General features: G+C 59.1%; 11 protein-coding genes and 1 pseudogene. 7 read left to right on the forward strand and 5 right to left on the reverse strand.

The features are described 5' to 3' along the window. The 5 genes and pseudogenes from RSK20926_RS22565 to RSK20926_RS15920 form a co-directional block, all read right to left on the reverse strand. Nucleotides 1-117 (reverse strand): annotated as a pseudogene (locus RSK20926_RS22565) (triose-phosphate isomerase); the annotation flags it as partial. A gap of 23 nt (nt 118-140) precedes the next feature. Beyond that, entirely contained in the window at nt 141-2,915 is a 2,775-nt protein-coding gene (fdhF, locus tag RSK20926_RS15910) for a formate dehydrogenase subunit alpha (protein WP_008208237.1), read from the reverse strand. 3 nt (nt 2,916-2,918) lie between these two features. After that, nucleotides 2,919-3,050 carry a hypothetical protein gene (locus RSK20926_RS23365; protein WP_269724419.1) on the reverse strand — a complete coding sequence of 44 codons (132 nt, stop codon included), beginning with the start codon at nt 3,048-3,050 and terminating at the stop codon, nt 2,919-2,921. 1 nt (nt 3,051) lies between these two features. Continuing rightward, a complete protein-coding gene (locus RSK20926_RS15915) occupies nt 3,052-4,740 on the reverse strand; it encodes an NAD(P)H-dependent oxidoreductase subunit E (protein ID WP_037255450.1) in 1,689 nt (562 codons plus the stop codon). Between the two features lie 97 nt (nt 4,741-4,837). After that, nucleotides 4,838-5,737, reverse strand: a complete 900-nt coding sequence (locus RSK20926_RS15920) for a LysR family transcriptional regulator (RefSeq protein ID WP_008208241.1) — start codon at nt 5,735-5,737, stop codon at nt 4,838-4,840. 201 nt (nt 5,738-5,938) lie between these two features. Between RSK20926_RS15920 and dut the strand changes: the two genes are divergently transcribed. The 7 genes from dut (at nt 5,939) to RSK20926_RS15955 (ending at nt 13,695) form a co-directional block, all read left to right on the forward strand. Continuing rightward, nucleotides 5,939-6,388, forward strand: coding sequence for a dUTP diphosphatase (dut, locus tag RSK20926_RS15925; protein WP_008208244.1), 450 nt, complete (start codon nt 5,939-5,941; stop codon nt 6,386-6,388). A 213-nt stretch (nt 6,389-6,601) separates the two neighbouring features. Next, nucleotides 6,602-8,710 (forward strand): calcium-binding protein, encoded by a 2,109-nt coding sequence (locus tag RSK20926_RS22175; RefSeq protein WP_008208246.1) that lies wholly within the window; start codon nt 6,602-6,604, stop codon nt 8,708-8,710. A 172-nt stretch (nt 8,711-8,882) separates the two neighbouring features. Beyond that, nucleotides 8,883-9,782, forward strand: a complete 900-nt coding sequence (locus RSK20926_RS15935) for a LysR family transcriptional regulator (protein WP_008208249.1) — start codon at nt 8,883-8,885, stop codon at nt 9,780-9,782. Nucleotides 9,783-9,858: 76 nt separating this feature from the next. Then, nucleotides 9,859-10,671 carry a putative hydro-lyase gene (locus RSK20926_RS15940; RefSeq protein ID WP_008208252.1) on the forward strand — a complete coding sequence of 271 codons (813 nt, stop codon included), beginning with the start codon at nt 9,859-9,861 and terminating at the stop codon, nt 10,669-10,671. A 21-nt stretch (nt 10,672-10,692) separates the two neighbouring features. Then, nucleotides 10,693-11,742: a TRAP transporter substrate-binding protein gene (locus RSK20926_RS15945; protein ID WP_008208254.1), complete on the forward strand. Its 1,050-nt coding sequence runs from the start codon at nt 10,693-10,695 to the stop codon at nt 11,740-11,742. A gap of 102 nt (nt 11,743-11,844) precedes the next feature. After that, on the forward strand, nt 11,845-12,408 hold the full coding sequence (locus tag RSK20926_RS15950) for a TRAP transporter small permease subunit (protein WP_008208258.1): 564 nt from the start codon (nt 11,845-11,847) through the stop codon (nt 12,406-12,408). Nucleotides 12,409-12,411: 3 nt separating this feature from the next. Continuing rightward, nucleotides 12,412-13,695 (forward strand): TRAP transporter large permease, encoded by a 1,284-nt coding sequence (locus tag RSK20926_RS15955; RefSeq protein WP_008208259.1) that lies wholly within the window; start codon nt 12,412-12,414, stop codon nt 13,693-13,695. The last annotated feature ends 14 nt before the right edge of the window (nt 13,696-13,709 follow it).

Raw genomic sequence — 13,709 nt, forward strand, 5'->3', positions numbered from 1 at the left:
CTGGATGATCGGAGAAAAGTCTGCAGCCTTTAGGCTGGCGCCACCGACAAGAGCGCCATCAACGTTGGAGGTTGCAAAGATCTCTGTGGCATTGCCGGGTTTAACCGAGCCCCCCCAAAAACCTCCTGAACCTGACCGCCTTATTCGGCTGCGATCTGGCCTTCGATCTTTTCGACCTTCACCGCTGAGAACTTGAACTCGGGGATTTTGCCGTAGGGGTCCAACGCCGGGTTGGTCAGGATGTTGGCGGCAGCCTCCACATAGGCAAACGGCACAAAGACCATATCCTCGGCAATCGCCCGGTCAGCACGCGCCATGATCTCGATCGAGCCGCGGCGGGTCGACAGCCGGATCATCTCGCCCGGCTCGATACCCATCAGCTTCAAGGTGCGCGGGTTGAGCGAGCAGTTCGCTTCCGGCTCGACCGCATCCAGAACCTTGGACCGGCGCGTCATCGACCCGGTGTGCCAATGCTCCAACTGGCGCCCGGTGGTCATGATCATTGGATAATCTGAATCCGGAGCCTCATCCGGTGCGATTACCGAAGCAGGCGTGAAGCGCGCCCGGCCCTCGGGGCGGGGGAAGCCGTCACCAAACACAATCGCTTGACCGGGATCGGTCTCATGCAGCGACGGATAGGTAATGGTCTCAGTTTCCAGACGCTCCCAAGTGATGTTGTTCAGCGACTTCATGTTCAGCTTCATCTCGGCAAAGACTTCGCTGACATCATCGTACCTCCACGGCAACCCGATACGCTGTGCCAGCTCAACGGTGACTTTCCAGTCTTCGCGTGCCTCACCCGGAGGCGCCACGGCAGGACGCACCCGCTGCACCTGACGGTTGGTATTGGAGACGGTGCCGTTCTTCTCATAGAGCGCCGAGGCTGGAAGGATGATGTCGGCATAGTTCGCCGTTTCGGTCAGGAAGATGTCCTGAACGATCATCAGTTCCAGCTTGGCAAAAGCGTCGCGCGCATGATCGGCATCCGGGTCGGACATCGCCGGGTTTTCACCCTGGATGTACATGCCCTTGATGTTGCCGGCATAGGCCTGATCCACGATCTCTGTCACGGTGAGGCCCTTCTCGTTCGAGAAGTCGCCGCCGCCCCAGACATCGGTGAAGCTCTTGCGGACATCATCCGAGGTCACGGTCTGATAGTCCGGCAGGAACATCGGGATGAGGCCCGCATCAGAGGCACCCTGCACGTTGTTCTGGCCGCGCAACGGGTGAAGACCCGCACCCGGCTTGCCCACGTTGCCAGTCATCAGAGCGAGCGAAATCAGGCAGCGAGAATTATCAGTGCCGTGGATGTGCTGAGACACCCCCATGCCCCAGAAGATCAAGCCCGCTTTGCCATTTGCAAAAGTGCGCGCAACCCGGCGCAACTGCTCTGGTGAGATGCCGCAGATCTCTGACATCTTCTCTGGTGTGAACTGGGCCAGATGCTCTTTCTCCGCTTCCCAGTTCTCGGTGTACTTGTCGATGTAGGCCTGGTCGTACAGGCCTTCTTCGACAATCACGCTCATGATTGCGTTCAGCATCGACACGTCGGCGCCAGGGCGGAACTGCACCATTTCGGTTGCAAAGCGGCGCAAGCCCACGCCGCGCGGATCCATTACAATGAGCTTGCCGCCGCGCTTGGTGAACTGCTTGAAGTAGGTCGCCGCCACCGGGTGGTTCTCGATCGGGTTGGAGCCGATCACGATGGCCACATCGGCGTTTTCGATCTCGTTGAAGGTCGCGGTCACAGCGCCGGAACCCACGTTTTCGATCAGCGCCGCAACCGAAGATGCGTGGCACAGGCGGGTGCAGTGGTCGACGTTGTTATGCTTGAAGCCCTGGCGGATGAACTTCTGGAAAAGGTAAGCCTCTTCGTTGGTGCATTTCGCCGAGCCAAAGCCCGCAACCGATTTGGGATCCGCATCGCGCAGGCGCATCAGCTCTTTGCCCGCCAGATCCATCGCCTCTTCCCAGGTCGCTTCACGGAAATGGGTCGAGAGATTGCCCGGATCGACGTTCAGGCCCTTGGCGGGTGCGTCGTCGCGGCGGATCAGCGGTTTGGTCAGGCGGTGCGGGTGGTGGATATAGTCGAAACCAAAGCGGCCTTTGACACAGAGGCGGCCTTCGTTGGCCGGGCCGTTGATACCCTCGACATGTTTGACCACGCCATCCTTGACCTTGAGCGAGACCTTACAGCCGACGCCGCAGAAGGGGCAGACGCTTTCGGTTTCGGAATCATAGTCCTTGCTGTCGCCAACCTGTTTCTCATCCATGATGGATGCAGGCATCAGCGCCCCGGTCGGGCAGGCCTGGACGCATTCGCCGCAGGCCACACAAGAGGATTGCCCCATGGGGTCGGAAATATCAAAAACCGGATAGGCATCATGGCCGCGGCCTGCCATGCCGATCACGTCATTGACCTGAACTTCGCGGCAGGCGCGAACACAGAGGTTGCAGGAGATGCAGGCGTCCAGGTTCACCTTCATGGCGACATGGCTGTCGTCCAAGAGCGGGATACGGCCTTCTTCCAGCTTGGGGAAGCGTGACTCCGAAACCCCGTTGAGCTCTGCCATATCCCACAAGTGCGAGGACTTATCGCGCGCCTCTTCCTGTTTGGGCTGGTCAGCAACCAGGAGCTCCATCACCATCTTACGGGCGCTGGTTGCGCGCGTATTGTTGGTGGTGACGACCATGCCTTCGCTCGGTTCACGGATACAGGAGGCTGCCAGGGTGCGCTCGCCTTCGATCTCAACCATGCAGGCGCGGCAGTTGCCGTCGGGGCGGTAGCCCGGCTGCGGCTTGTGGCAGAGATGCGGGATTTTCAGCCCACGGCCATTGGCGACTTCCCAGATGGTCAGGCCTGCCTCTGCGGTGACCTCTTTCCCGTCGAGGGTAAATGTAACGAGATTGCTCATGGCTCAGACCTCCGTTTTCAGCATCGAGGGCAGCGACCGGCCCGAGGGGTGGGTGCATAGCGCCCGCCCCATGGGGGCGGGTCGGGCGCTGCCCGGCGTTGCCGCCGGGCGGTTCATTTCACTAACGCTCTGCATTTCACACCTCATCCGGGAAGTGTTTCATGGTCAGGCGGATCGGGTTCGGCGCTGCCTGGCCGAGGCCGCAGATCGAGGCATCGACCATCGCGGTGCTCAGCTCTTCCAAGAGGCCCTGATCCCACTTCTTCTCGCTCATCAGCTTCACAGCTTTCTCGCAGCCCACCCGGCAGGGGGTGCACTGGCCGCAGCTTTCGTCTTCGAAGAAGCGCAGCATGTTTAGCGCCGCATCACGGGCCGAGTCCTGATCGGATAGGACCACCACGGCAGCGGAACCGATAAAGGTGCCATGCGGTTGCAGCGTATCAAAGTCGAGCGGCACGTCATTCATCGACGCAGGCAGCAGACCCGAGGAGGGGCCGCCCGGCTGATAGGCCTTGAAGGCATGGCCATCGAGCATACCGCCGCAGGCCTCGATGATGTCGGTGATGGTGGACCCGGCGGGCAGCAAATGCACGCCCGGATTCTTCACCCGGCCCGAGACCGAATAGCTGCGCAGCCCCTTGCGGCCATTCTTCTCAACCGAGTTCAGGCACTCGGGGCCTTCGCGGTTGATCTTGCAGACCCAATAGAGAGTCTCGACGTTGTGGACCAAGGTCGGACGACCAAAGACACCCACCTGCGCCACAAAGGGCGGACGGTGGCGCGGCTCACCGCGCTTGCCTTCGATCGATTCGATCATCGCGCTTTCTTCGCCGCAGATATAAGCGCCAGCGCCACGGCGCAGATCGATATAGCCTTCCTCGACGATGCCTGCCGCTTCCAGTGCCTTAATTTCGGTTGCGAGGATCTTCAGCACCGCCGGGTATTCGTCGCGCATATAGATAAAGGCCTTCTCGGCCTCGACCGCCCAGGCCGCCATCAGCATGCCTTCAAGGAAGACATGCGGGGTGCGCTCCAGGTAGTAGCGGTCCTTGAAAGTACCGGGCTCGCCTTCGTCGCCATTGACGGCCAGGTAACGCGCGCCTTCGTTGGCGCGCACAAAGCCCCATTTGGTGCCGGATGGGAAGCCCGCGCCGCCGAGACCGCGCAGACCAGCCTCTTTGACCTTCGCCTGAACCGCTTCCCAGTCGCCATTTGCGCGCAGGTCTTTCAGCGTCGCATAGCCGCCTTCACCTTCATAAGCGGCGAAAGTTTCATATTCTGGCACATGCGCGTGGGTGTCATCCGCCGCAATCGCCGCTTCGACCTTTTCGACTGTGGCGTGGTCGATATGGTTGTGGCCGATTTCCAGCACCGGCGCGGTGTCGCAGCGGCCCATGCAGGGCGCGCGCAGGACACGCACTTGTGAGGCGTCCAGACCGTCTTCCAGCGCTTTTTGCAGCTGTTCGGCGCCTGCCAGTTCACAGGAAAGAGAATCGCAGACCCGGATGGTCAGTGCGGGCGGAGCGGTCTCGCCCTCACGCACCACATCGAAATGGGCATAAAAGCTCGCAACCTCATAGATTTCTGCCTGACCGGTGCGCAGCTCTTCAGCCAGCGCACGGATATGCGCGGCACTCAGATGCCCGTAAGCATCCTGAATCAGATGCAAAAACTCGATCAGCAGATCCCGGTTGCGGGGCCGATCGCCCAGAAGTTCCAGAACCTCGCTATGCGCCTGGTCGTCCAGCTGGCGGCCCTTGGGGGTTTTGCGCCCCTTGCCCTTGCCGGATTTCCACACGCCCTTGCTATTGTCCAGTGGTGCCACAATGACCTCCAAAAATTCGCACGTGCTTTTGACAGGCACATGTCATCAGGAAATCATATCGTCAAATCACTTGTACGGAATGCGCAATAACGAAAACTTATTGCGCAAAGGCGGCAACCACGCGTTTGAGCGAGCTCACAGTTGTAAGTTCCGGGTTGCGCTGCAGAGTCGCTAGACAGATCGGGCGTTCATGAAGATTGGCCTCCTCCTCACCTACCAAAGGCAGCGCCGTGGTGCCTTCGATAACGCCTAAGGCATCTGCCAGAGCCTGTGGCAGAATCGTCGCCACCGCGCCCTCGCGCGCCATGATCATCGCGGACATAAAGCCACTGGATTCGGACATCACCTCAGGCTTCAGCTCCAATTCTGCAAAAATCCGATCCAGGATCCGCCGGTTCTGCATTCCCGGCTCGAGCAGACTCAACGGCAGTTCAGCGGCCTCTTGCCAACTAATATGATCTTTGAAACGCGCGACCATGGGTTCGGGGGCCAATAGGACATAACGCTCCTGATAGAGGTCGGTGATGGAGACCAAACCAGGTGGGACACTGTCGGAATAGGTGACACCCGCATCAATGGTCCCATCCAGGATCCTCTGCTGGATAGCCATCGAAGTGGTGACATCGATATGCACCAGCATTCGTGGATGAATCTCATGCAGTCGGTTCACCACCTGAGCAGCAAAGGCCGTGGCGGTCGGGACCACCCCCAGCATCAGGGTGCCGGTCACCTCACCTCGCGACGCTGCAATCTCCTGATCCAGCGCCTTGGCATCATCCAGAATGCTGCGCGCGCGCCGCACAATCATCTCACCCTCGCCGGTCAATCCCTGAAAACGGTTGCCGCGCCGCACAATCGAGATGCCCAGCTTTTCCTCAAGGTTGCGGATACGCATTGAAAATGCGGGCTGCGACATGCCGCAATCCTTAGCGGCTTTGGCAAAATGCTGGTGCCGCGCCAAAGCGGTGAGCAGCTGTAAATCTCTGAGTTCGATCATCCGGCGACCTTAATGTCAGGCACAAAACGAATGCAATTCGGAATCCCCCTGACCACCTCGGATCCCAGCCGCAGGACTACTCAAAAACATGCACTGACCAGACAGGGATTTTAGTTTCCCAATGCTCATGGTACCTACACCCAGCGGCTTCGCAGCGTCCAACAGGTCGCCAATGCGAGATATGAGGTAAGAGGACACATCATGACCGACACCGTTAAATTTATGCGAGTTGAAGGCAATGACCTCCCCCTTCCAGGCTATGCCACGGCCGGCGCTGCAGGCATGGACCTACGTGCCTTTCTGCCCGATGGGTCGCTGACTTTGGAGCCAGGCGAGGTCGTCATGATCTCTACAGGGCTAAGTGTCGAACTGCCCGAGAGTACCGAAATGCAGATCCGCCCCCGCTCCAGCATGGCCCTGAAACAGCAGATCATCATCCCCAATAGTCCCGCAACAATTGATGAGGACTACCGTGGCATTATCTACGTGGGCCTTTATCTGCTCGGGGGGGATCCGGTTGTACTGAACCATGGCGATCGTTTTGCCCAAGCAGTGATTGCACCGGTTCTTAAGCCTGAGGTGATCGAAGTGCGTGAACTTACAGCGACTGAACGCGGCTCTGGCGGCTTTGGCTCGACTGGCAAGGGTTGAAAATTTCAACACCCGCTGGCTAAGCCAACACCAGGGAGACTTAAGCTCCGCTGGGTCCTGGACCGTACAATACCATTTGCCACATGCCAGTGGTCCAACCCCAACTCTATTGGACCTGATGACTTTGGATCAATTTTATGCAGCTCTTGCTTTGTGGAAGCCCATATGGCTAATACTCGCTAGGATTTAGTCAAATTTTCAAAAAAAGATACCATGCCTCAAGCCTCGACCTTCGTTACTTCTCCACTGGCTCTCACAGGAACTACAGTTGATACTTTTTACCCGTCACTGACAGGGCTTGCAGGTGGTCGCACCGCAGTTGTTTGGACCGAAGAAAGCAATGAAGCGATATGGCTCTCTCTGCTGGACGCGTCCGGTCAGCCTGAAGGAGATCCAGTTCGGGTTACGACACCAGGGCAAGATGCGAACCGCCCTGCAGTTGTTGAGCTGGAAAATGGCAACATTTTTGTCACCTACACAGATTTGAGTACCTCCTCCAGAGTGCCCATCAGCGGCCGGGTCTTTTCTCCAGATGGCACTCCCCTCGGAGAGAGCCAAGTGGTATTCCATAGTGCCGCCAACAGCTCTGTAGCGCCGAGCTCCAGCGCGCTCTCAGCAGGAGGAGCGGCAACTGTTTTTACTAACCTCGGGCTGGATGGCAGCCTCTATGGGGTCTACTTTCAACTCACCGACGCAAATGGCACACCAGTAGGCGGGGTTCAGCGCGTCAATCAGACAACATCGAGTTTCCAGTCCTTCGGTGAAGTGACGTCACTACAGGATGGTGGTTTTGTTGTGACATGGCAATCTCGAAACGTGGACGGCAGTAGCTATGCTGTAATGATGCGGGGGTACAATGCGGACGGTACTGCGCGCAGCAATGAAATACGCGTCAATCAGTATACCCTTTTTTCACAAAGAGACCCTGAAATCACAGAGCTTTCAGATGGACGCTATATCATTTCCTGGACCAGCTATTTTCAGGACAGCTCTGGAAATGGCGTTTATGCGCGTATCTATAACGCTGACGGAACAGCTGCCACCAATGAATTCAGGGTAAACTCTACTACACGCCAAGATCAGCAATCTAGTTCTGTCGCATCACTGCCAGACGGGGGTTTCATTGTCGCTTGGGTACATCAAGTTTCCAGCAGAGAATATGAAGTTCGGTACCAAGAATTCGATGCGCAGGGGAATAGGGTTGGTGAAGAAGCCATCCTAAGTGACGGCCCTCTAGATGTCAGTGCGGGGATTGTCCTTTCAGCAGGTGAAGATGGAACCGTACGTGCGATCTGGCTGAATGGAGATCAGGGTGATCGCGGCTTCACTCTGTTTACCGCAGCTTTAAACCAAGGAACCGAGGGCACTGAACAGTCCGAAGCACTTTCCGGGTCAGCGAATGCAGATTACCTCTTCGGTCTCGGCGGGGCAGATACCATAGCCGGTGAAGCAGGTGACGACAGACTCGACGGTGGTGCGGGCGCGGACCTCCTGAACGGCGGCTCGGGTAATGATAGTCTCTTTGGCGGCTCTGGTCGCGATAGCTTGCGCGGCGATATCGGCAATGACAGCCTGACTGGCGGCACCGGCGATGACACGCTTTATGGTGGCGATGGCGATGACCGTCTCTTTGGCAATACCTCGCTGGATACGCTCTATGGCGGCGCCGGCAACGATTATATCAGCGCCGGTGACGGGGTGGATTTTGTCAATGGCGATGCGGGCAATGACACCATCCACGGCCGTTCCGGCTGGGATCTGCTGAACGGCAATGACGGCAATGACAGCATTTATGGCAGCCAAGGCGATGATACGCTCAATGGGGGTGGTGACGACGATTGGCTCTCCGGCGGATCTGCCTGGGATGTGCTTTTTGGCAATGACGGCAATGACACGCTTTATGGCAACTTCGGCTCGGATGTGCAGTCAGGTGGGGCGGGGAATGACCAACTCTTTGGCGGCACCGGCGATGACAGCCTGCGCGGCGGCGATGGCAATGATACGCTGCAGGGCAATCAGGGGGTCGACCGCCTGGACGGCGGCGCGGGGGATGACCTCCTGCGTGGCGGCACCCTGCGCGACACCTTTGTCTTCAACACCGGCTATGACAATGATGAGATCAATGATTTCGAGGAGCATCGCGACTTCCTGCTGCTCTCAACCAGCCTGACCGGAGGCGAGACCTCTGCCGCCAATATCCTCTCCACCTATGGCTCGGTGGTGAATGGTCAGGTGGTCTTTGACTTTGGCAATGGCGATGTCCTGACCCTCTCCAACCTCAGCACGCTGAGTGGCCTTGAGGACAATATCAATACTTTCTGACGCGGACTGAAGCGTTCCCCAGAAACATCAAGGCCCGCAGTGAGAGCTGCGGGCCTTCTTTGTCTTCAGTTTGTTTTCCCGCCCAAAAAAGCGGGAACCATTACCCCAACTTGCCAGGCAAGATTACGCGGCATTCCGGTGCATTTTTCGCACCATCATGCAACAAACAGGCATGATGAGAATCAATATGGAACAGCTGCGGGCCTTCCTTCATGTGGTCCGCCTCGACGGGGTACGCAAAGCAGCGGTGGCGCTGAACCTGACTCAACCTGCTGTCACTGCCCGGATCAAGAACCTGGAGGAGAGCCTCGCCTGCGAGCTCTTTGACCGCACCTCGCGCGGCATGAGGCTGACCAAACGCGGCGAGCTGCTACTGGCCCATGCGGAGAAATTCGAACAGCTGATGCAGCTGGTGGAAAAGGATGTGGTCGACCCTGAAGGCATCGAGGGACGGCTGCGCCTTGGCGTCTCGGAGACCATCGCGCAGTGCTGGTTGCCGGATCTGGTTGCCGCTCTGCACAGCCGCTTCCCCCTGCTGGAGATCGAATTCAACGTCGATATCTCTCTAAACCTGCGCGCAGGCCTTCTGGATGGCGAAATTGATCTGGCGATCCTCTTGGGGCCGGTTTCGGAATATTCGGTAAATAACATTGATTTACCCCGGTTTCCGCTGAGCTGGTATGCCGCTGCCACCGCTCTGGAAGAGGCAGATCCCGCAGATTATCTGAAGCGCCCAGTCCTTACCTATGCGCGCAATACCCGCCCTTTCCGCGAGCTGAAAGAGAGGCTGTTTGAGCAGGTCGGTCCCGAGGTTTCAATCTTTCCCTCCTCGTCGCTGTCGGCCTGTTTCCGGCTGGTCGAGGCGGATCTGGGCGTGGCCGCCCTGCCCCGAGTTCTGGGCAAAGACATCGCCGCCGCCGGAAAAATCCAGGAGTTCGACCCAGGCTGGGTGCCAAGCCCGCTGCAATTCACTGCTTCCTACCTGAGCGAGCCCAAAAGCCATGTGGCTCAAACCGCCGCTGAGCTGGCCCGGGAGGTGGCACTGCGCTACTCCTCTGATAAAAATATCTGATCAATCAGACCAAAAACAATCGATTTGATTTTATGTGACGTTCCCGTGACCCTAAGCGCCAAGCGGAGGGAACCCGGTGAACAACGACTATCAGACACTCAAAAACAATTCGATCGATGTACAGCGCGATGCGATCCGCTCGGGCGCCTACCAGGGCCATACCGCCGGGCTGGGCCAGGGCCTGTTGCAAGCCAATCTGGCGATCATGCCGCAGGAGTATGCGCTGGACTTCATGCGGTTTTGCCAGCGCAACCCCAAGCCCTGCCCGCTGACCGGGGTTTCGGACACCGGCAATCCGATGATGCACACGCTGGGCGCCGATATCGACATCCGCAGCGATGTGCCCGCTTTTAATGTCTACCGCGATGGTGTGCTGGCGGAGGAGGTCGCCGACATATCAGCGCTCTGGCAGGATGATTTTGTCGCCTTCGCGCTTGGCTGCTCCTTCACTTTTGAGCACGCGCTGCAGCGCGCCGGGCTGAACCTTTGGCATATCGAGCAGAACGCCACGGTGCCGATGTTCCGCAGCAGCATCGCAACCACCCCGGCCGGGGTCTTCTCCGGCCCCACGGTGGTCAGCATGCGGGCGGTGCCCGAGGCGCGGGTCGCGGAAGTCGCTGAGATTTCCCGCCGCTACCCGCTGGCCCATGGCGCGCCGCTGCACTGGGGCGACCCGGCAGAGATCGGCATTGAGGACATCGCCCGCCCCGACTGGGGCGACCCGGCGCCGGTGGGCGCAGGCGAAGTGCCGGTGTTCTGGGCCTGCGGAGTAACGCCCCAGGCTGCGCTGGAAACCGCCAGGTTGCCAATCTGCATCACCCATAAACCCGGCTACATGCTGATCACCGATGTCAGCGAAAGCGCCGAAATACCCGACTACCGGACTTGAGAACTTTCTAGGGAGAAGAACATGAAACAGACTGCAAAACTGGCCGCCGCTCTGGCAGCCTCGCTATCGCTGACAGCCAGCGCGGCCCTGGCCGACAACCCAGTTGTGCTCAAGGCCGTGGGCACCTGGTCCAGCCTGACCAACTATCAGAAACACGAAGGCCCCTTCTTCAACGAGCGCCTGGCAGAGGCCTCCGGCGGCAGCATCGTGGGTGAGATCCAAAGCCAGTCGGGCCTCGGCCTCAAGGGCTTTGAGATCATGCGCCTGGTGAAGAACGGCGTCTTTGACTTTGCCTTTGGCCTGCCGGGCTATGTGGCGGCGGAAAACGCCATCTTCGAGGGCGCCGATCTGTCCTCTGTCACCCAGGATATCACCACGCAGCGCCAAGTGGCCGAGGCCTATTACCCCACCATGGAGAAGGCCTTTGCCGAAATCTACAACGCTAAACTGCTGATGCTCTACCCCTTCCCGAGCCAGACACTATGGTGCAATGCCGAAGTGAACGGCATCGAGGATCTGAAGGGCAAGAAGATCCGGGTCTATGCCACCACTCTGGGTGACTTTGTCGAAGGGGCGGGCGGCACCTCGGTGACCGTGCCCTTCTCGGAAGTGATCCCGGCGCTGGAAAAAGGCGTGGTGGACTGCGGCATCACCGGCACCATGTCGGCCTATACCGCCAATTGGCAGCAGGTCGCGACCCATGCCTATACGCTGCGCGTTGGCTGGGGCCTCGCCTTTGGCGCCATGAATATGGACAAGTGGAATTCCATGTCCGCCGCCCAGCAGGAACTGATGCAAGGTGAAATCGCTGCCCTGAACGAACGCATGTGGGCCGAGACCGCCACCGAGGATGACGTGGCCATCGCCTGCATCACCGGCGGCGACTGCGCCATTGGCGAAAAAGGCGGCATGAAGCTGGTGCAGCCAACGGATGCTGATCTCGCGATCCGCGATCAGATCGCCACCGATGTTGTTCTGGCCCGCTGGGCCGAACGCTGCGGTGCCGATTGCGCCGAGAATTGGAACAACACCGTCGGTAAGGTCCTGGGCCTCAGCGCCAAGGCCAACTGATCTCTCCCTGAACTTGGGCGGTCTCACTGGATCGGGCCGCCCTTTTTTGCATCCTCATGCTGCCCATTTTTGCTGCAACCCTTGCCGCCGAGAGGCCCCGCCATGCTTGAAACCCTGCTGAAACACTCCCGCAAGCTGAGCCTCTGGCTCACCTGGGCGGGCGGCACATTGATCGTGTTCTCGGCCTTTCTGGTCACCTTAGAAGTGCTCTTGCGCAAGATCTTCAATGTCTCGCTGGGGGGCGCGGATGAAATCTCTGGCTATGCCTTTGGCGTCGCCACGGCTTTTGCCTTCAGCTTTGCCCTGTTTGAACGCGCCCATATCCGGGTCGATGCCCTGATGAACGTGCTGCCCCGCGCCCTGCATCCGCTGATCAATATGTTCGGGCTGCTGCTGCTCGTGGGCTTTGCCGCCATCGTCACGCTGATGGTCTGGGGCATGGTGGCGGATTCCCTGCAGCACGGCTCGCGCTCGATCACGCCCCTGCGGGTGCCGCTGGCTCTGCCGCAGATCCCCTGGCTCATTGGCTGGATCCTCTTTGTCGCCTCGGGCCTCTTGGTGGGGTTGGTGGCAGTGAAGCGCTGGATCGAAGGCAACCAGGCCGGCGTGCAGGACCTAATCGGTGTGAAAACCATTGACGAACAAATCGAAGACGAGAGCGCCTGACCCATGCTGCTGAAGACCCTTCTTATCCTGCTGGCGCTGATCGGCCTGGCGGTTCCCATCGCCGCCTCGCTGGGCTGGCTTGGCCTGATCTTGCAGTGGAGCGAAAGCCCGATGCCGCTGCACCGCGCCATCTCTGATATGGCCTGGCAGACCAGCACCGATTTCCTGCTGGTGGCAATTCCGATGTTTGTAATGCTGGGGGAAATCCTCTTGCGCGCGGGCATCACCGAGAAAATGTATGACGGTATCGTCAAATGGCTGGGCTGGCTTCCTGGCGGCCTGATGCACTCCAATATCGGCTCCTCGGCGCTCTTTGCCGCCACTTCCGGTTCTTCGGTGGCCACAGCCGCTACCATCGGCACCGTTGCCATCCCGCAGATCAAGAAGCGCGGCTATAATGAGCCTCTGTTCTTGGGCACCATTGCGGCCGGCGGCACACTCGGCATTCTGATCCCGCCCTCGATCAACCTCATTCTCTATGGGCTCTTGACCAATACCTCGGTGCCCGAGCTCTATCTGGCGGGCTTCCTGCCCGGCTTCCTGCTGGCCGCGCTCTTTATTCTGACTGTTGTGGTCATGTGCCTGCTGCGGCCTAGCTGGGGCGGCGAACGGCTGAGCTATACCTGGGCCGAGCGTTTTCAGGCCCTGCCCGCGCTGGTGCCGCCCCTGGGCATCTTCCTGGTGGTTGTCGGCTCGATCTATGCAGGTCTTGCCACTCCTACCGAGGCCGCCTCCCTGGGTGTGGTTGCGGCCATGGGGCTGGCGGTGTTCAACGGCAAATTCTCCATCGCAATGATGCGCGAAGCCATCGAGGGCACAATGCGCACCACCGCCATGATCATGCTGATTATCATCGCCGCGGTCTTCCTGAACTTTGTCCTCTCGATCATCGGCCTCACCCAGGCGCTGACCGATTTTGTCACCGGCCTTGGCTGGCCACCGGTGCAGACCATGCTGATGATCGTGCTGATCATGATCCTCATCGGCTGCTTCATGGAGACGCTTTCAATGCTGCTAACCATGGCGCCGCTGGTTACACCGATCGTGGTAGCGCTCGGCTTTGATCCGGTCTGGTTCGGCATCCTTTTGATGGTGCTCCTGGAGACCGCGTTGATCACGCCACCCATCGGCATCAACCTTTATGTGGTGCAGGGGCTGCGCAAGACTGGGCCGATGATGGATGTGATGAAGGGCGCGCTGCCCTTCGTGCTGACCATGTTTGTCATGCTGGGGCTGCTCCTGGCCTTCCCGGGCCTCGCGCTCTGGCTGCCTGCGCTGTTCTACTAACACTCCAACGATCA

It is taken from the genome of Roseobacter sp. SK209-2-6, assembly GCF_000169455.1.
Taxonomy (GTDB): domain Bacteria; phylum Pseudomonadota; class Alphaproteobacteria; order Rhodobacterales; family Rhodobacteraceae; genus Pseudophaeobacter.